The following is a 19,043-nucleotide window of genomic DNA, read 5'->3' on the forward strand; positions in this document are numbered from 1 at the left end:
AATTTTGGATGCCAGCGTATTTCCGTTTCGACCGCAAAGATAACTAAACAAGCTGCCTCCGGCTGAATACCGACGACAGCTTGTTGGCTGAGTGTTTCTTTTTAAAAAAATATCCGCTATACGGGCTTGACCATGCACAGCTTTCATCCGTTCGAGGTCTTCCCAACCCCGCCCGGCACAAGTATAGCACTACCTATACCGGCTGCCTGTCCCAATGACGGTGAGCCGCAATGGCTGCAATAAAGGATTTCGTATCCAATTTGGAATCCTCCCCCATTACAACTCCCGGCCCTTTGCCGATTCCGCTTGCTTCCAGCCATGCCCGGCCTTCTCCACCCGCGCTGATCGGCTTGTAGTGGGCGTATGCCTCATTCAGGAAATAAGCCGCATCCTTGATAAATTTCTTGTCAGGCGCAGTTCCCCCGGCCGCATAGACGGCATCAAACAGAACAGAATCCGCCGTCAGGAAGGTATGCATGGCTTCCAGTTCCAACCCGTCTGTACCGGCCACCTTTCCGAGCTTGGCGCTGATCACCTCGGCCTGAACCCCTTCCGCTTTCAAGGCTTCCAGCACCGCATTGACTTCTCCGCTGTTAAATCCAGACGCGGCAATCACGCCGACCTTGCGGCCTTTCGGGGTTTTGGCCTTATTGGCCAGACTGAGCGCCGGCGATGACTTCATCACCTTGGAGCCTCCACCTTGAGGGGGAGTTGCACCCACTGCTTCCGCAATCGCCGCGGCCATCTCCGTATTGACATTTGCGAACATATCGACGACCTGCTGCCGGATGAATTTGTGCTTCACCTTGCCCAGCTCAAAGCTGAATGCAGCGATAATATGTTCTTTCTCCGGCTCGCTCATACTGTTCCAGAACAGGGTTGCCTGCGAAAAATGATCCTTGAAGCTGTCGCTTCGCGCGCGCACCTTGCGCCCTTCCACCTTCTCCTGGTACGAAACATAGCCGCCCTCGGCTTCAGTCGACGTAGCCGGGGTATTGCCGGCCAGCGAATTGTTGTGATAGCTCACAGGCCCTTTGTTAATAGTCTGCCGGCCATAACCATCGCGCTGATTGTTATGGAACGGGCATACCGGACGGTTGATCGGCAGCTCATGAAAATTCGGTCCGCCCAGACGGATCAGCTGTGTATCGGTATACGAGATCAGACGCCCCTGAAGCAGAGGATCATTGGAGAAATCAATGCCCGGCACGACATGGCCCGGATGGAAAGCGACCTGCTCCGTTTCCGCGAACACATTATCCACGTTGCGGTTCAGGGTCATTTTCCCGATGATTTGCACCGGCACATCCTCTTCCGGCCAGAGCTTCGTCGGATCAAGAATATCGAAGTCGAATTTGAACTCATCCTCTTCTTTCAGAAGCTGAACACCGAATTCGAATTCCGGATAATCGCCATTCTCGATCGATTCCCACAGATCCCGGCGGTGAAAATCCGGATCCTTGCCGGAAATCTTCTGCGCTTCATCCCATACCAGGGAATGGGCGCCCAGCAGCGGCTTCCAGTGAAATTTCACAAAATGGGCCACTCCCTGATCATTGACGAACCGGAACGTATGAACACCGAAGCCCTCCATCATCTTCAGGCTGCGGGGAATGGCCCGGTCGGACATAGCCCACATGATCATATGGGCGGACTCCTGGTTGTTGGCGACAAAATCCCAGAACGTATCATGGGCGGATGCAGCCTGCGGCATCTCGTTATGGGGCTCGGGCTTAAGCGCATGAATCAGATCGGGAAATTTGACAGCATCCTGTATAAAGAAGACCGGAATATTGTTCCCGACCAGATCGTAGTTGCCCTCCTGCGTATAGAACTTCGTGGCAAAGCCCCTCGCGTCACGAACGGTTTCGGCCGAACCCCGGGAACCCGCCACCGTTGAAAATCTTACAAATACCGGTGTTTTCACAGACGGATCCAGCAAAAAACCGGCCTTCGTATATTCCTTCATGGAATGATATAATTCAAATTCGCCATGTGCGGCAAAACCCCGCGCATGCACAATCCGCTCCGGAATCCGTTCATGGTCGAAATGCGTCATTTTCTCACGGAAATGAAAATCCTCCAGCAAAGTTGGACCCCGTTCCCCCGCTTTCAGGGAAAACTCATCCTCCGACACCTTCAACCCTTGATTGGTTGTCATTTTTTTGCCTTCATCATTGGATCTAAATGGCTCCAGCTGCTCGTTTTTGCTGTTGCCGTTTACCTTGGATTCATCGCTCATTATCGAAAACTCCTTCGCACTCGAAATGGAATTGAAGCAGGTATCTACTTCTTTACCCAATGGGATGCGGAAGAAATCGAAATGAAAAATTCTTTATAAGCTGCCAACCGGTTTCCATGGATCTGGCCCTGTACCCGCTTTATTTTGTTCTTTATAAAGAACATCAAAAGTGCTATATTACCTTTATAAAGATTGTCTTCAGGATTTAGACCGCCCCATATGATCATCAAAAGGAGCTCTCCATTATGAACGAATTTAATTCCGATACCCTCGCTTTTCTCCTGCACCGGCGTGCGGCCTCCTGTCCGGCCGATATTGCTTACAGCTTTCCGGAATTGTCCCAGCATTATACCTGGGAAACCCTATGGAAGGAAACGCGGCTTCTGGCCAAAGGCCTTCTTCAGCTCGGCGTAACAAAAGGAGATTCCCTGGCCCTGCTCATGACCGGAAGAATGGAACTGATTGTTTCCATGTTTGCAGCCGCGAGTATAGGAGCTGTGATTGTACCGCTGAATGCCTATTCCAAGACGAATGAGGTCCGCGGGTATCTGCAAAGCGCGCGCCCCAAAGCTATGATTATCGGAACCGAAGGGCATCATCTTGATTACCCCTCCATGCTTATGGAGTTGATCCTCGAATGCCGCAACAGCGCAGCGGACAACTCCTGGCTGCCCTCGTCTATCTTTGTTGTTGGCGCACAGGCCGGGCTCCCCTCGCCGCTGCGTCCGTTCAACGAGCTGATGGCGCTGGCCTCCCATACAACGGACGAGAAATTTATCAACGCCTGCAAGGCCGCAACCGTTCATGATCCGCTTATTCTGCTCTATACGTCCGGCACCACCGGCTCCCCCAAAGGCGTTCTGCGCACCACAGCTTCTTTTATGGTTGCTCCGCCTGAACGCGGGCATCCGGGTAAGAAATCCGCTTTGCTTCAGAAAACGATCGACCGGATTGCCCGGCGCTTCTCCGTTATCAGCCTGCTGCCGCTTTACCATCTTGGCGGATTCGGAACGATTTTCACCAACCTGAGGGTATGCAATATCCGTATCGTGCTGCTCACGCACTTTAATCCGCTGCAAGCGGTAAAAGCCATCCGGCAGGAAGCCTGCCGGATGATGATCGGAACGCCTTATATGGTTCAGCGAATCCTCTCGTCATCACAGGGAGACTTCTCCGGATTATCCTCGCTGATCGGCATCTCCTTCACATCGGCATCCGTTGACAGCTCCTTGCTGCGCAAAGTCAACAGGGAGCTTCGCCTGTTATTTTTCATGGTCACCTACGGCTCTTCGGAGACGGGATCTGTCGCCAATGCGACATGTTTTGTGGGACGGCAGCGAAGCCTGCCGATCACACTCTTGTTCAAGCTGCTTACCCGCTCCCATCTGCTTAGCGGGATGATCAGCTTCGACAGCTTTGAAGCAAACAACTACAGCCTCGCCGGCAAAGTCGATCGCGCCGTAGAAGTAAACATCCTGAATCCGCAGACGGGGGAGCTGCTGCCATACGGAGAGCAAGGGGAGGTGTCCGTCCGCAGCCACCGGGTGATGCGGTACTTGAAGCATAATCAGGATATGCCTTGCTTCACAGCGGATGGATGGTACAAGACGGGCGATCTCGGATACCTGGACGATCAAAATGTGCTGACGATAACCGGACGGCTGCGCCGCCTTATATCCCGGGGAGGAGAAAAAATCTCGCCTGTCGAAATCGAGGGCTTGCTGCTGAAGGATAAAGATGTCGAAGAAGCTTTCGTCATTGGCATTCCCGATGAGTTGTACGGGGAGCAGATCTGTGCGTGCCTGGTGGCGAAGAAAGGCGCGAATGTGAATGCCCAAATGATCAAAAATCGTCTCGCTGTTCATTTGTCCGCATTCAAGATTCCCCAATACGTCTTGTTTTTGCCCGAGCTGCCCCTTTCGCCGACAGGAAAAATCGCAGTCACGGATATTAAACAGCTGGCGCTCCATGCGCTGGGGGAGCTCAAACAAAATGCGTAGATATTATCCGGGGATTACGATCTTCAAGCTGGCCGGATGTCTGCTCGTACTGCTCTCCCACACCATTCTGCTGCGTTATATGGAAGTCGCACCCAATCAGCAGCTCCGGTTTCTCACCCCTTTGCTCGGCATGATTGTTCCCTGCTTCTATGTGGCTGCAGGATTTCTGGCCTGCAAAGGCTGGACGCATACGGCGGATGGACGCCGTTATGTGAGGAAGTACATAACGAGGATCTCCTTGCTGTACGGCTTTTTTTGCCTGCTGTTCGCGGCTGAACACATTATCCCTGCACTTATGAACAAAGGGTTCACCATGAGCAATCTGATTCTTCAATTCAAAATTCTGACCGCTGCGGTCGTCTTGAACGGTCCGTTCGTTCAACTCTGGTTTATCCCACCCCTCCTGTTTGGCATATTCATAAGCTATTGGCTGTATGAGAAACGTGCCCTACGCCTTGCTATCCTATTGGCTGCACTGGGCTTTCTGCTGACGCTCTTCCTGTCCGGCAGTTTTCGAATGCTGTTTCAAGCTGAGCTGGACAGCCTGATCAGCAACCAGGATCCGCTCTTCGGGTATCTGAAGCTGTTCATCTACCGGTATTTGGGGTTTGGCTTCCCCTTTGTGCTCGCAGGTGTGCTGATCGCCCACTATGAAGAAAAGTTCTACCATGCCCGGATCACGCCGCTCGCCGCTGCCGCTCTGCTTCTTACCGCGGCGGAGCTCGTGTTCCTGTTTCGATATGCCCAGTGGAATACGGAATATAAGCTTGCTCTGAGCATTCTTCCTAATACGATACTTCTGTTCTATGGGCTGCTTCATATCAAGTGGCCATCCATACAGACCCGGCATTCTTTCATTAATCTGTTCAGTGTTGTGACGTTCTGCGGACATATTCCCTTCATGCGGCTGAATCTCCTCCTGCTGAACTGGGAGGTGAGCACGATGAGCGGCTTGCAGGATGCCCTCTATGTAGCCCTAAGCCTCGTTGAGTGCATAGCCGTTACGTTCCTGCTTTACAAGAAGGGGAAGAGAAGAAGCAGCGTGGCCCTGCATTCATCTTGACTGTATATAAGCATTTATCTTATCTCTAAGTTTATTTGCAATAAAGCATGTTATTATTCTTCATAAATTGTTTAATTAATTATGAGAATTATCTAACTGTTGACTCTGGGACAGTTACGGCGTATCATGGTTATTTGGACAAGCAATTATCTTATCTCTAAGTTACTTCATTCATTTCCATTACATCTGAGGAGGAATTCAACATGAAAGTGAAAATGAAATGGACGGTAATCGCAGCTCTGATGATCGTGGCTGTAATGGCGCTTAGTGCATGTGGCAATAACAATAAAGACAATAATTCTACCACAAACACCAATACTCCATCCAATAATAGCGCTTCTTCAAACGACTCTTCCACGAACGCAGCCGGCGGCGAAACGAAAGAAATTACGATCGACGCCTCAAACTGGAAATTTGACCAAACCGAGATCAAGGCTAACAAAGGCGATACCATCAAGCTTACCTTGAAAAACTCGCAAGGCGTTCACGGCATCAGCATTGAAGATCTGGGTGTTGATATTAAAGGCGGCGAAACCAAGGAATTTACTGTAAACGATGCGGGTACGTTTGAATTTCATTGCTCTGTTCAATGCGGACAAGGCCATAACGATATGTCCGGCAAGATTATCGTCGAGTAACATAATAAGAATCATAATTAAGGGGCTGTCATCTTATTCAGATGATAGCCCCTTTTTTGATAGATGACCCTGGAATATTATGGATTTGCGGTCAGCTTGGAATAGATTTGCTCCAACATGGCAATTTCCGCATCCGTCAGCGTGGTAAATGAATTGGCCAGGACCTGCTCCCATACAGCATCGATGGTTTTTGTTTCTTCGCGCCCCAAATCCGTAATTTCCAGATAGACGGCTCTACGGTCTTGCTCATCGCTCCGAATTCTTCGAATAAGTCCTCTGCTCAATAATTTATCACAGATCATCGTGACCCCGCCTGAGGTTACGGACATCTGTCTCACCAAATCCTTCGATTGCAAAGGCCCTTGCTTATTCAGCAATGAAAGTAAATGCGTCTGTAATATGGAGAGATCCATGCGGTTGAGGCGGTTCCACTCGGCTTCCCACATCTTTCGGTGCTGGATGGATTTCTCCATATAGGACTGCAACCGTTCATTTCGATTCAATACGTTGACTCCTCCCCTGCACCCTGAAAAAAGAGATCCGACCGGCCGCCTGCGCTCCCTCAAACGATTGGGCCAGCTTGGCATTTACAGCCCTTTCTCTTTTTAGTTTACCTCAAAACGGGAAGCCAAGCACCACCTGATTGTTTACAAGTAATCGAAGAGGGGGATTGGAACGCAGAACCTTATTTGTTTCCATTTTAAATCAGCCTGAAATCAGCCTTCGTCCTTTGCCGTAAGGGATACAGAGCGGCGTTCCGAAGATCGGATCTGCCGTCACTTGACACTCCATATCGAATACATCGCGGATGAGCTGCTCGTTTACGATCTTTTCCGGCTCGCCTTGCGCGTGTATTTTGCCTTCCTTAACCGCTACGATATGATGCGCATAACGACAGGCGAGATTGATGTCATGAAGTACCATGACAATGGTGCGGTTCTCCCGCTCATTAAGGTCAAACAGCAGATCAAGAATCTCGATCTGATGGGTCATATCCAGGTAAGTCGTAGGCTCGTCCAGCAAAATAGTCGGGGTGTTCTGGGCAAGCGTCATGGCGATCCAGGCCCGCTGCCGCTGTCCGCCTGATAGAGAATCAACGGATCGGTTGGACATCTCCTGCATATGGGTGGCTTCCAAGGCCAGCTTCACCATCTTTTCATCCTCAAGGGACCATTGCTGAAGGAAGCTTTGGTAAGGATACCGGCCCTGCTTGACAAGCTGCTGCACAGTCAGCCCTTCCGGAGCGACCGGACCTTGCGGCAGAATGGCAAGGCGCCGGGCGACCTCCTTGCTCGACAGCTTGCCAATATCTTGGCCGTCGAGAATAATGGAGCCTTCTTGAGGCTTCAACAGCCGGGCGAGCGAACGCAGCAGCGTCGATTTGCCGCAGCCGTTGCTGCCGATAAATACCGTTATTTTACCCTGGGGAATCCGTATATCGAGATTCGAGAAAACCGGTTTTTTTCCATAGGATAACGTTAGACCGTTCGTCTGAATAACCGCCATGAGCATCGCCCCCCTTATGATCTTCGGTGACTGTATAATAAGTAAATGAAGAATGGCGCTCCGATCGCGGCGGTAAATACACCTGCGGGAATATCAAGCGGAATGAACGCAATTCTGGCGACCAGATCGGATAACAATAAAACAAGCGAGCCAATAAGTGCCGATACCGGAATGACACCGCCGTACGCCGGTCCGACAAGCTTGCGGGCCATATGGGGTGCCATCAAGCCAATGAAGTTGATGGCGCCTCCTATAGCAACAGCCGCGCCCGCAAGCGCAACGCTGATGAGAAGCAGCACCGTTCTTTTGATATGAACGGAGCTGCCGACGCTCGTTGCGACCTCGTCTCCCAGCTCCTGTACATTTAAGTGTCGGGCGTAGATAAGCGCAATCGGCATCAGCACGACCATCCACGGCAGCAGCGTCAGAACATCGCTTTCCCAGGACACCCCATATATGCTCCCTGTCATGAATGTAAATGCCTTGACGGCTACTGCTGTCGGGGTAAAAGACGCCGTAAGAATCAGCATGTAGGTCACGGCGGTTAATGCAGTAGCCATGCCGATGCCGATAAGTACAAGCCGCAGCGGCGTGATTCCGCGGCGGTATGCGAATAAATAGATCAGGATGGCGGCAGCGAAAGCCCCGACAATGGAGCTTATCGGCATCAGGCGGATACTAAGATGGGAAAAGTATAAAATGAAAATAACCGTCCCAAGCGAAGCACCGCCCGTGATGCCGATGATATCCGGCGATGTTAGCGGATTGCGGACAATCCCCTGCAGCAGGGCTCCGGAAACGGCAAGCGCCGCGCCAACCATGACCGCGATCAGGACACGCGGCATTCTTAGTGAGAATATAATCATGGAATCAGCTTCGTCTCCGATACCGACAAAGGCACGAATGACAGAGAGCGGACTGATTGTTGTACTGCCCAAACCCACACAAACGATGATGGCAGCTGCGTTTGCAGCCAATAGCAGCAGGATTACCGATACCGTTCTACGGCTGATCTCGAAGGAATAATTGCGCCCTCGCAGTGTAAATCTGGCATGCATATCAGGTGTTCTCCCCTCTTCGAGCAATATAGACGAAGAATGGAACCCCAATTATAGCCGTCATAACGCCGACCGGCACTTCCTTGGGAAATGAAATATAACGTGATCCGATATCGGCAGCCAATAATAAAATACCCCCAAGTACCGCGCAATACGGTATAACCCAGCGGTAATCGATTCCTACCAGGTAACGGGTGAGATGAGGAATGATGATGCCTACGAAAGCGATCGGTCCGGCAATCGATACGGATCCCCCTGCAAGCAGAACGACAATAACTCCCGCTGCCAGCTTGATATAGATGGTTTTCTGTCCCAGTCCTGCAGCGACATCCTCCCCCAGCACAAGCAGGTTCATATGTCTGGCTAGCACCAGACTTCCTAATAAAGCGATCCCCATGTACGGGGCCGCCGTCTCGAAGACCCCCATATCGCGTCCGGCTACAGAACCGACGAACCAGTACAAAACCTGATCGAACGTCTGCCCGCCCGTTAACAGAACGCCCAGAGAGAGCGAGGAGAAGAAGGCCGTCATAGCAGCTCCTGCGAGCGTAACCTTGAGCGGCGTCAGCCCGTCGCTTCCGATTGAACCGAGCAAGTACACAAGAGCGGCGGTAAATGCCGCGCCGGCAAAGGCAAGTGTCGCAAAGGTGGACATACCGCCCGCGCCAAAGAAAGCCGAGCCAACAACAATGCAGAAAGCGGCCCCGGCATTTATGCCGAATAAGCTCGGTGATGCGAGCGGGTTGCGAGTTATTCCCTGCATTAAGGACCCCGCAACTGCCAGACCAGCTCCTGCTGCCGCAGCTATAAACGCACGGGGCACTCGTGTGGTTTGAATAATGAGATGCTCTTGAGAGCCATTGAAAGCGGTATAGGATTCTATAATGGTATTCCAGCTGATATTAGTCACTCCAAAAGCTATGCTGCAAACGATTCCGGCGGCAAAGAAGATGAGACCGATCAGCAATCCGGTCAGCTTCTGTATAGGTGTTGTAAGTCGTATATTCATCCTGTCCTCTTTCCCAGCTTCCCTGATCAAGGTAAACATGCTATAAACAATAAGTGTTGACCAAATAATTTTAGGGTATGTGGAGACCGCTGTCAATGATTTTGAGAATCATTATCATAAAATGTGTTGACTTGAATACATGAAGCTGTTATAGTTTGTAACGTTATGTAAGTGAGAACCATTATCAAACTATAAAAAAGGGAGTTATATGCTATGTCATCCGTCGTCAAACAGAAATTCACCTGGAGCATGTCCGCCATCCTTCTTGCATTTGTAATCTTGATCGCAGGATGCGGCCAATCCGGTTCCGGCAACAATACAAACAGCCCGGCAGATTCAAACCCACCGAAGTCCGATGACAAACGCGAAATCACCCATGCAATGGGAACGACTTCGATTACCGGGACCCCGACTAAAGTTGTCGTATTGACAAATGAAGGAACGGAAGCATTACTGGCTCTTGACGTGAAGCCGGTAGGCGCCGTTAAGTCCTGGACAGGCGACCCCTGGTATGAGCACCTCTCAGCCGATATGGAAGGCGTAACCGTGGTCGGTGACGAAAGCCAGCCAAACTTAGAGCTCATTGCCAGCCTTAAGCCTGATCTTATCATAGGCAACAAATTGCGTCAGGAAAAAGTATACGATCAGCTTAAAGCCATCGCTCCTACTGTCTTCTCCGAAACACTCCGCGGAGAATGGCAATCGAATTTCCAGCTATACGCAGATGCATTAGGTAAAAAGACAGAAGGCGAGAAGGTTATTGCGGATTACGAGGCCCGGACAGCAGACTTCAAAGAAAAAGCCGGCGACAAGCTTAACCAGAAAGTGTCTGTCGTTCGTTTCATGGCAGGAAAAACACGTATTTACTTAGAGGATACCTTTACAGGCGTGGCATTCTCCAAGCTCGGGATTACCCGCCCGGACAACCAAAAATACACCGATACCTTTGTTGAAGAGATTACGAAAGAACGTCTTCCGGAAGTGGATGCAGACATGCTGTTTTATTTCACCTATGATACCGGGGATGGCAAAGGAACCGAGATGGAACAAGAGATGCTGAAGGATCCGCTTTGGAAAAGCCTTTCCGTTGTGAAGAATAATAAGGCGATGCGCGTCAGCGATGCCGTATGGAATACCTCTGGCGGCGTCATTGCAGCCAATCTAATGCTTGATGAGCTATACGAAATTTATGAGATTCAGCAATAAGCAGTTGTTGTTAACAGCCGGCATAGGTGCCGGCTGTTTTTTGTTCCATAAACCCCTTCCGCCTGATTCCAACTGGTTGCCGTCCATAAAGCAGGACAATCGCCGACTGATCCAGAATGGTTCTCTTTACATGAAAGTGTGTGTTGAAGGTGGTACATCCAGACTAACTTGTAATGATACCTATGAAATCGGAGGGAAATGAATGGAGCTTATTGAAATGATTGACGATGTCTTCCAGGCAGCCCAATCCGGTGATGCATCCCGGCTGCGTCGTCTTCTTGCGTCCTGTCCCCAGCTTGCCAACACGGAAAACAAGGATGGGCTTACGCCCCTGGGATTTGCCGCGCATTTCGGCCACAAGGATGCCGTACAGGCATTATTGGACCATGGCGCAGATATTAATGCTTTATCCCATTCCAAGGTTTCCTTCATTCCGTCCAACACCGCGCTGCATGCGTCGATTGCGGGGGAACGAAACATGGATGTCATTCACCTGCTGCTGCTGAATAAGGCAAACACAAATGTATTCGACAGCAATGGTCATACTTGTTTGCATAGTGCCTCGTTTCACGATGACAACGCCGATCTGATTCGTTTATTGATCGGGTACGGAGCGGATGTAAATGCCAGGATTGAAGGCGGAGATACGGTATTGTCGCTCGCAAACCAGCAAGCCAACCGTCAAGTTGCCGAGCTGCTGGCCCAGTATGGAGCTGTCTAAATAAAAAAACCGCCCTTAGTCTTTTTCAAGATACTAAGGGCGGTCCTCGTTATATCTACTTATTTAAATTCAGTGCTCTTAGGATGATCGTAACGGCTTCCGCACGGGTTGCATTCCCTTTTGGCTTCAAGGTGCCGTCCTCATAACCGCCTATTAATTCCTTTGAGACAGCCGTAAGAACGGCAGCTTTTGCCCACCCGGAAATGTCGGCGCTATCCTTGTACGTCTTGCCGCTGGATACCAGCTCGATATTGCTGGCACTCACGATCATTTGAGCCATCTGTTCGCGGGTAATCAGATTGTTGGGACCAAATGCCGTATCGCTGTAACCGGAAATGATTCCGTGAGCTGCAGCTGTGGCAATGAAACTTTTTGCCCAATGATCGGTGATGTCCGTGAAGGTCTTTCCGTCTTTTGCAGGCAGATCAAACGCCTTTACAAGAACGGAAACGAATTCAGCACGGGTGATGCTTTTGCTTGGTTTAAAGGTTCCGTCCGGATATCCGGTTATTGCTTCCAACTGAATCAAAGCTTGAATATTCGTTTCCGCCCAATGTCCCTTAATGTCAGATAACTCGACAGAGTTTGGTTTAGTAGTCGGAATATCCTCTTTTTTAACATCGGCCAGAACAGCAAATTTCCCGAAATGATTCACAGAGCCTGTTGCCGTAAAATTCGTTTTATCCACTTGTGTGTTGTCGAGCGCAATCCATTTATTGGTTTGTTCGTTAAACCAGTAGATACCAACCGAAGTTTGAGCTGGATCGACTAAAGTTTTGTTAAATGGCAACGTAATGGAAACCGCGGCGCTGAAATTGTCAGCATTATCTTTTTTAATTTCAAAGACATCACTTACAAGCTTTTGCGAAGGGTCGACGGGCAGTTTGGACACGTCCGTCACTTTATCCACTGTTACCTTAATATCACTCGCAACTGCACCGGCCGGAATGACAATTTTAACACCATTTTGATCGACCGTGCCCCCATTGGTTGAAATGACGTTCGAGGCGTTGCCGCCGATATTGCCATAATATCCGCCGTTTGAAGCAGGCGTATAACTGGCAAACTTCGTGAAGTGTTTCGTCCAGATAACCTGGTCATTGCCAACATCGATTTTTGCGTCGCCGCCGGCTTGAATCTCAGTGTCTGCAGCTGTTTGAGTATCCGTACTCAAGGCTTTCGTAATGGGTGTAAATACGTTTCCTTTTGCATAACCCGCTGCTTTTCCTGCCTGGTAGGGAAGCAAAAGCCGTACAGCCTTATCAAAGGTTAAGGTAACGTCTTCAGATCCCACCTCAATAACGGCACTCACATCTCCGCTGTCTGGCCATACACTGCTGTTGCTCAGAAGCGTAGGCAGTTTAATGACGCCATCCCAATTGGCTGGAGCTGTAATTTTGGTGCCGGCAGGAATGGATAGACTTACGTTCCCCAATGAAGTAACAGCTTTCACCTCGATTAAAGGAAGGGTAGCCGTTCTGGTGGTTCCTGCCACGTCGCTCGTTACCTGCAAGGTCGCGTTCGTGGTTCCTTCTGGTATAGAAAGACTCAAAGGCTCCGTCGAGACTTGGATAGGAACGTTAGAAACGACGGTTTGGACAGCCGGCCTTGTAATAGAGAGGCTGTAGGTTTTTTTCGTTATTCCGTCTTGAGCCGTGACTTCAACGGAAACTTGGGTTACTCCTTCGTTTACATTCACTTGCTTCGTTGCGGCTGTCTCGTTATTAATTTTGATGATTGCTTGTGGATCAGCTGCAGATGCAGTAACGGTTACACTGCTAACCGCATTTCCCACACTAATGGGATAATCGGTTTTGTCTGCGGAGAAATCAAAGGGAATTCCGCTTAGCTGCAAGCTTTTCAAATTGGCGTTTGTGTTGCCAACCGGTGATTGCGATACCGTAAATGTTTTGGATTCCGGATTGCCTACACCGCCAACATAGGCCGTATAATTGCCAGCTTCCAAGGTGTACGGACCAAAGGAATAATTGCCATTGGCATCCGCCTTGTTCTGGTCAGCCAAAATGTTAGTGTTACTGTTATCTGCTACGCGCAGGGTAAGATTCTTGCCGCCATAGGAGGCATTTCCTCCCGTAAGGATCACCTGGTTGTTATTTACAGAGACGACCAGGTTGTAGTTGTCTGCAAAAGCATACGCAGGAAGAAGGGTAAACACTAAAACCAGCGTTAAAAGTAGGCCGAGCCATTTTTTTTTCAAAATAAATCCTCACTCTCTTTGTCATTCTTCGTTCATTTATCTTCGCAGAGAAGCTGCAGGGCTCCTGCGAGCTGGAACCATTCTTCTATCCTTCATTGGAAGCGATGGCTGCTTCCTTTGGTTGTGCTTTGGCTGCCTGATTTTGCAAATCGTCCCAGACAAACACTTTTACTGTGTAATTCCCGGTTGTTGGCAGCTCGAATTCAGCACGCACTTCCTCGTCATCGCTGATATTTTCTTCAATGGCGATAAGCTGAACCGGTTTATTTCCGTTCATGAGTTGGAATATGACGGTTACAGTCTCGTCGGTCACAGATTGTTTGTTGATTTTGGCGACTACCGAAGCTGAAAGTCCATCCACTGTAACTTGTGGCGTATCGATACTATAGTCGTCGGAAGTGCCCGGTGCCGGTACTAAGTAATAGTAGGTTTTGCCGCCTTCGGCTGGCTTGTCTGTTGTTGGAGTTAGCCCTGTGTTCGTTACCGTGCCTTGGCCGTTTACGACCCAGATGGTTGGCTTGTCAGCTGCTTCACTGCCGTTAACCAGTGTTCCGGTTACAGTCAATTGCGCATTATTTATTCCATCCGGACCTTTTGCTACTTCGATTCCGCCATAATCGTTGCCGGTTACGGTGGTTACACCCGTCAAGTTAACCTCGGACGCATTCACCAGCAGCGCGGCATCTGCTCCGCTGCCTGTGAAGTTGTTTACGGTTACGCCAGCGGAGTTATAAACTTGTAGCGCATAGACGCCCTGCCAGCCCAATTTTGCCGTCATCGCCACTTTTAAGTCGTTAATGGTGACACCACTTGCTTCCACGGCAATCCCGTGCTTGCTTCCAGATGGGCTTTCGTTGATGGCATCCGTGTAACTAATGGTATGACCATTACCGTTGATCGTCAGTGCCCGGTTCACGACGAGCCGTTCCGCCACACCGCTGATGTCATCAGTCAGATTGATTGTCGTGACCTGGATGTCGCCTAACGCTGTTTGCAGCTCAGTCAAGTTTTTTGCACTTGCCGTTTTTGCTAGATAAAAGTAGGTCTTGCCCTCTGCGGCTGGTGTGCTTACGGTTGCAGTTGCCCCTGTATTCGTTACCGATCCTTCATCACCTACAATCCAAATGGTTGGCTTGTCGATGGCTTCACTGTCGTTAACCAGTGTTCCGGATACAGTTAATTGTGCATCATTTATTCCATCCGGACCTTTTGCTACTTCGATTCCGCCATAATCGTTACCGGTTACGGTGGTTACACCCGTCAAGTTAACCTTGGACGCATTCACCAGCAGCGCGGCATCTGCTCCGCTGCCTGTAAAGTTGTTTACGGTTACGCCAGCGGAGTTATAGACTTGCAGCGCATAGACGCCTTGCCAGCCCAATTTTGCCGTCATCGCCACGTGTAAGTCGTTAATGGTAACACCACTTGCTTCAACGGCAATCCCGTGCCGGGATCCAGGGGAGCTTGAATTAATGGCGTCCGTGAAATTAATCGTGTGACCATTACCGTTGATCGTAAGTGCACGGTTCACGACGAGCCGCTCTGCTACACTGCCGATATTTGCAGTCAGATTGATCGTCGTGACCCGGACGTCACCTAGCGCTGTTTGGAGTTCAGTCAGGTCTTCTGCACTTGCCGTTTTTGCCAGATAATAGTAGGTCTTGCCCTCAGCGGCTGGCGTGCTTACGGTTGCAGTTGCCCCTGAGTTCGTTACCGATCCTTGACCATCTACAATCCAAATAGTTGGCTTGTCAGCTGCTTCACTGCCGTTAACCAGAGTTCCGGTTACAGTTAGTTGGGCATCCGCTATTCCATCTACACCTCTGGCTACTTCGATCCCGCCAAAATCGTTGTCGGTTACGGTCGTTACACCCGTCAAGTTAACCTCGGACGCATTCACCAACAGCGCGGCATCTGCTCCGCTGCCTGTATAGTTGTTTACGGTTACTCCGGTGGCGTTATAGACTTGCAGCGCATAGACGCCCTGCCAGCCCGGCGCTTCTGTCATAGCCACGTGTAAGTCGTTAATGGTGACACCACTTGCTTCCACGGCAATCCCGTGCTTGCTTCCAGATGGGCTCTCGTTGATGGCATCCGTGTAACTAATGGTGTGACCATTACCGTTGATCGTGAGTGCCCTTGTCACCACGAGTCGCTCTGCTACACCGCTAATATCTGCAGTCAGATTGATTGTCGTGACCAGGCTGTCGCCTAACGCTGTTTGGAGTTCAAATAAAGTTGATACACTAGCTTCGTTTGCTTCCGCGGCACTTACCACACCGGGTAATACTGCCACAACCGGTGTTACCGCCATGGTAACCGCCATGACCTTTGCTACTTTACTGCGCGCTGAGGATCGTTTGTCCTCATGTTTTTTCTTAGCCATTTTTATACCTCTCTCCTATGAGCCCTTATGCGAATAGTTTGATAAACCTTTAACCCTGCCTCGGTACCTACTCCAGTAAGGGCATCACCCCTTTCATTTGAAAGACACGCCAGCTCTCATCGGCAAAACGGATGAGACTGACAAGATAAATGATCTTTTTTTCTCCTGTCTTTGGATCCTGGAAGAAGACCTCTACATTGCTGCGATAAACGGGTTCGTCACCTTGTGTGACAAAAATTTCATTTTGCAGGGCAAACCCCTTTTTCCATGTTGGATCCCTCTTTATTTCAGCAAAAGCAAATTGCTGGGCATAGGTATCAACGATGCCTATGATTCGCATTTGCTCGTTTATATCGATCTCCTCAGTACCCTGGACAATTTCATCTTCCTGGGGCTGGCCGGGCTCTTCGGTCACTAATTCCCGGGAAGATTCATTGGAAGCGTTACGGAATAGACGACTACGAATTTTTGCAAGAAATTTCTGTGCCATGCTATACCACCTGATTCATTCTTTGAATGGGCTCGTTCGTGGAGTCTCTTAGTTCTTGCATGACTTTACGGGCGACTATCTTCTGGATGCGGTCTCCCATTTGATTAAACAATCGCCATGCTTCCTTCTGAAAGGCTTGTACCGGATCCTGCTGGGCGTAAGCCTGATAATGAATACCATGCTTCAATTGCTGCAAGCTTTCCAAATGGTCCAGCCAGCTGCGGTCAATAATTTGGAGATAAGAAGGGCGCCATATTTGCTTCCAGTAGGAAGGCTCCCTCTGCGCAATATAGGCATCCCATCTATTTGTCCATTCGACTACCACTTGATCGATTATTTTCTGCGAATTCTGCCAATCCTGGATATTGTGCAAAAAGGGCCCCTCCGCCCCGAACTCGCGCTTTAGCTGCCAAATATCCCATTCTTCAGGTACTTTATGGTCGGGGCAATACTTATGAATGAACGCGGTCATGTAGGATACGACCGAATGGGATAGCCGGGCGGGCCATTCTTCTGATTGAAGAACTTCATTGCGCTGCTGATAGAAAGCCTGGCGCTGATCATGGATGATCGTGTCAAAGCGAAATACCATCGAACGGACTGACAGCAATTGCTGCTCCACATGCCTTTGCACAGTTCCCATGAAACCCTGCAGCTTGCCGCCCAGAAAGCCCTCTTGGCCCCATTGCCAACTCTCGCGAAATTCTTCCGCTTCGTCCTTGGCAAACCTTTCGATCAATTCATCCTCTAAAGATAGAAAAAACTGCGAAGAACCTGGATCCCCTTGCCTGCCTGAGCGTCCACGCAGCTGATTGTCAATGCGCCGGCTTTCATGGCGTTCTGTCCCGATGACATGTAAACCTCCGAGCTGGGCAACGCCTTCTCCCAAGCGAATATCGGTTCCTCTGCCGGCCATATTGGTTGCAATGGTTATCGCTCCCTTCAATCCGGCACCGGCAATAATTTTTGCCTCCTCCTGTTCTGTTTTGGCATTGAGAATTTGATAGGGAACCTTCAAGCTTGAGAGTCTGTTTGCGATATCCTCCGATTGCTGTACGGAAGTTGTTCCTACAAGCACGGGCTGACTTTGCGCATGCCTCTTTCTTATTTCTTCGATTACGCGATCGTATTTAATTTCTTTGGTTAGAAAAATGATATCTTCATAGTCCTGGCGAATAATCGGCTTATGAGTTGGAACGGAAACGACTTCCAGACCGTAAATACGCCGCATTTCTTCTTCATCTGTTTGAATCGTTCCTGACATGCCTGCGATCTGATTGTATAAGCTGAATACTTTTTGAATCGTTATAGTAGCATGGGTTCGATTTTCCTCACTTAAAGGCACATTCTCTTTGGCTTCAATCGCCTGCTGTAACCCTTCGCTGAACTGACGGCCCTCGAGAATACGTCCTGTAAAAGCATCAACAATATGTACTTTATGATCCGCAACCATGTAGTCTACGTCCCGGTGCATTAATACTTTAGCCCGCAGGCTTTGCAATAAATAATGATAGATGACGGTGTATTCAACCTCATACAGGTTATCGATCATGAAAGCAGCTTCTATCTTCCTGATGGCCGATTCCGTAAACATCACTTGATTCGATTCACGATCGGTTTCATAGTCGCGTCCTTCAAGAAATCCCCGAACGAATCTCGCACACACATAATAAAGATCTGGCGCTGCTTTGCTTGTCCCTGCGATAATGAGCGGTGTCCGTGCCTCATCGATCAATATACTGTCGATTTCATCTATGATGGCAAATGAGAGCGCTCTCTGTACCCGATGTTCGGCCTCCGACACCATATGATCCCGCAAGTAGTCAAATCCAAATTCCGTACAGGTGCCATAAGTGATATCTTGTAAATAGGCCGTTCTCTTCTCATATTCGCTCATACTTGCCAGGTTCAGTCCCACGGATAAACCAAGGAGCTTAAACACCTTACTCATTTCTTCATAATCGCGTTTCGCTAAGTATTCATTAACGTTAACCATATGTAGACCTTTATTCTGTAACCCAAACCAATAGGCAGGGAGAAGAGAAACGATGGTTTTCCCCTCGCCCGTCTTCATCTCTGCAACATCTCCCTGACATAGGATCCATCCGGCTATCAGCTGAACATCATGCATGGTAATCCCCAGAGCTCTCTTTACCGCTTCTTTTACTACAGCAAAAGCTAAATAAAGCGCTTCCTTACGTTTGCTGTCTTCTTGCAAACTGGTCCGCAGTTCAACGCTGACTTGATCCAGAGCTTTTGTATCTTGAATAGATTTATAATATTTATCAATTTTAGGTAGTATATGGGCTAGAATGTTCTTGACTTCCCTCTGGTTCTTATTTCCTAACCATTGCCTGAACTTAGAAAGCAATGTAACTCCTCCTTTGTTATGGAGCTGGAAATTTAGAAGTTATTGCCGATCTCAATGCACACTTGTAATTCCCAAATAATACCACATAAAACATATGGCAATATATATAGATAATATAGCTTATGGATCAATATT

General features: G+C 49.3%; 14 protein-coding genes. 5 read left to right on the forward strand and 9 right to left on the reverse strand.

All coding sequences use genetic code 11. From position 1 onward, the window contains the following. Positions 1-193: 193 nt before the first annotated feature. Positions 194-2,242 carry a catalase gene (locus IEY46_RS28130; protein ID WP_188997438.1) on the reverse strand — a complete coding sequence of 683 codons (2,049 nt, stop codon included), beginning with the start codon at positions 2,240-2,242 and terminating at the stop codon, positions 194-196. Positions 2,243-2,487: 245 nt separating this feature from the next. Between IEY46_RS28130 and IEY46_RS28135 the strand changes: the two genes are divergently transcribed. The 3 genes from IEY46_RS28135 to IEY46_RS28145 all read left to right on the forward strand — a co-directional run bounded on the left by IEY46_RS28135 (position 2,488) and on the right by IEY46_RS28145 (position 5,943). After that, complete coding sequence (locus IEY46_RS28135; RefSeq protein ID WP_188997440.1) at positions 2,488-4,242, forward strand: class I adenylate-forming enzyme family protein; 1,755 nt, start codon at positions 2,488-2,490, stop codon at positions 4,240-4,242. Beyond that, positions 4,235-5,305, forward strand: coding sequence for an acyltransferase family protein (locus IEY46_RS28140; protein ID WP_188997441.1), 1,071 nt, complete (start codon positions 4,235-4,237; stop codon positions 5,303-5,305). Before IEY46_RS28135 ends, IEY46_RS28140 begins: the two co-directional genes overlap by 8 nt. A gap of 203 nt (positions 5,306-5,508) precedes the next feature. After that, positions 5,509-5,943: a cupredoxin domain-containing protein gene (locus IEY46_RS28145; protein ID WP_229750599.1), complete on the forward strand. Its 435-nt coding sequence runs from the start codon at positions 5,509-5,511 to the stop codon at positions 5,941-5,943. 77 nt (positions 5,944-6,020) lie between these two features. Here the strand turns inward: IEY46_RS28145 and IEY46_RS28150 are convergent, their stop codons facing one another. The 4 genes from IEY46_RS28150 to IEY46_RS28165 all read right to left on the reverse strand — a co-directional run bounded on the left by IEY46_RS28150 (position 6,021) and on the right by IEY46_RS28165 (position 9,516). Further along, positions 6,021-6,446, reverse strand: a complete 426-nt coding sequence (locus tag IEY46_RS28150) for a MarR family winged helix-turn-helix transcriptional regulator (RefSeq protein ID WP_188997443.1) — start codon at positions 6,444-6,446, stop codon at positions 6,021-6,023. A gap of 202 nt (positions 6,447-6,648) precedes the next feature. After that, complete coding sequence (locus IEY46_RS28155) at positions 6,649-7,449, reverse strand: ABC transporter ATP-binding protein (RefSeq protein ID WP_188997444.1); 801 nt, start codon at positions 7,447-7,449, stop codon at positions 6,649-6,651. Between the two features lie 14 nt (positions 7,450-7,463). Continuing rightward, positions 7,464-8,507 carry a FecCD family ABC transporter permease gene (locus tag IEY46_RS28160; protein ID WP_188997446.1) on the reverse strand — a complete coding sequence of 348 codons (1,044 nt, stop codon included), beginning with the start codon at positions 8,505-8,507 and terminating at the stop codon, positions 7,464-7,466. A 1-nt stretch (position 8,508) separates the two neighbouring features. After that, the gene (locus IEY46_RS28165; protein WP_188997447.1) at positions 8,509-9,516 is read right to left on the reverse strand and encodes a FecCD family ABC transporter permease; all 1,008 of its coding nucleotides are present in this window, start codon (positions 9,514-9,516) and stop codon (positions 8,509-8,511) included. A 213-nt stretch (positions 9,517-9,729) separates the two neighbouring features. Here IEY46_RS28165 and IEY46_RS28170 point away from each other — a divergent pair, with 213 nt between their 5' ends. Both IEY46_RS28170 and IEY46_RS28175 read left to right on the forward strand, forming a co-directional pair. Further along, the gene (locus tag IEY46_RS28170) at positions 9,730-10,722 is read left to right on the forward strand and encodes an ABC transporter substrate-binding protein (RefSeq protein WP_188997449.1); all 993 of its coding nucleotides are present in this window, start codon (positions 9,730-9,732) and stop codon (positions 10,720-10,722) included. A gap of 202 nt (positions 10,723-10,924) precedes the next feature. Continuing rightward, the gene (locus IEY46_RS28175; RefSeq protein ID WP_188997451.1) at positions 10,925-11,443 is read left to right on the forward strand and encodes an ankyrin repeat domain-containing protein; all 519 of its coding nucleotides are present in this window, start codon (positions 10,925-10,927) and stop codon (positions 11,441-11,443) included. A gap of 55 nt (positions 11,444-11,498) precedes the next feature. Here IEY46_RS28175 and IEY46_RS28180 read toward each other — a convergent pair whose 3' ends face one another. From IEY46_RS28180 to secA, 4 genes are all read right to left on the reverse strand, one after another. Continuing rightward, positions 11,499-13,661, reverse strand: a complete 2,163-nt coding sequence (locus IEY46_RS28180) for an S-layer homology domain-containing protein (protein ID WP_188997452.1) — start codon at positions 13,659-13,661, stop codon at positions 11,499-11,501. An 85-nt stretch (positions 13,662-13,746) separates the two neighbouring features. After that, positions 13,747-16,047, reverse strand: coding sequence for a pectate lyase-like adhesive domain-containing protein (locus tag IEY46_RS28185; protein WP_188997454.1), 2,301 nt, complete (start codon positions 16,045-16,047; stop codon positions 13,747-13,749). 67 nt (positions 16,048-16,114) lie between these two features. After that, on the reverse strand, positions 16,115-16,537 hold the full coding sequence (locus tag IEY46_RS28190) for a hypothetical protein (protein ID WP_188997455.1): 423 nt from the start codon (positions 16,535-16,537) through the stop codon (positions 16,115-16,117). 1 nt (position 16,538) lies between these two features. Further along, a complete protein-coding gene (gene secA, locus IEY46_RS28195; RefSeq protein WP_188997457.1) occupies positions 16,539-18,908 on the reverse strand; it encodes a preprotein translocase subunit SecA in 2,370 nt (789 codons plus the stop codon). Positions 18,909-19,043: the final 135 nt, after the last annotated feature.

The organism is Paenibacillus nasutitermitis, assembly GCF_014641075.1.
Taxonomy (GTDB): Bacteria; Bacillota; Bacilli; order Paenibacillales; family Paenibacillaceae; genus Paenibacillus_Z; species Paenibacillus_Z nasutitermitis.

What these genes read in the sequence shown, in the direction of transcription:
- IEY46_RS28185 (WP_188997454.1), bottom strand. Translation starts at nt 16,047, where the DNA reads ATGGCTAAGAAAAAACATGAGGACAAACGATCCTCAGCGCGCAGTAAA.
- IEY46_RS28130 (WP_188997438.1), bottom strand. Translation starts at nt 2,242, where the DNA reads ATGAGCGATGAATCCAAGGTAAACGGCAACAGCAAAAACGAGCAGCTG.
- IEY46_RS28135 (WP_188997440.1), top strand. Translation starts at nt 2,488, where the DNA reads ATGAACGAATTTAATTCCGATACCCTCGCTTTTCTCCTGCACCGGCGT.
- IEY46_RS28160 (WP_188997446.1), bottom strand. Translation starts at nt 8,507, where the DNA reads ATGCATGCCAGATTTACACTGCGAGGGCGCAATTATTCCTTCGAGATC.
- IEY46_RS28145 (WP_229750599.1), top strand. Translation starts at nt 5,509, where the DNA reads ATGAAAGTGAAAATGAAATGGACGGTAATCGCAGCTCTGATGATCGTG.
- IEY46_RS28155 (WP_188997444.1), bottom strand. Translation starts at nt 7,449, where the DNA reads ATGGCGGTTATTCAGACGAACGGTCTAACGTTATCCTATGGAAAAAAA.
- IEY46_RS28140 (WP_188997441.1), top strand. Translation starts at nt 4,235, where the DNA reads ATGCGTAGATATTATCCGGGGATTACGATCTTCAAGCTGGCCGGATGT.
- IEY46_RS28170 (WP_188997449.1), top strand. Translation starts at nt 9,730, where the DNA reads ATGTCATCCGTCGTCAAACAGAAATTCACCTGGAGCATGTCCGCCATC.
- IEY46_RS28190 (WP_188997455.1), bottom strand. Translation starts at nt 16,537, where the DNA reads ATGGCACAGAAATTTCTTGCAAAAATTCGTAGTCGTCTATTCCGTAAC.
- IEY46_RS28165 (WP_188997447.1), bottom strand. Translation starts at nt 9,516, where the DNA reads ATGAATATACGACTTACAACACCTATACAGAAGCTGACCGGATTGCTG.
- IEY46_RS28175 (WP_188997451.1), top strand. Translation starts at nt 10,925, where the DNA reads ATGGAGCTTATTGAAATGATTGACGATGTCTTCCAGGCAGCCCAATCC.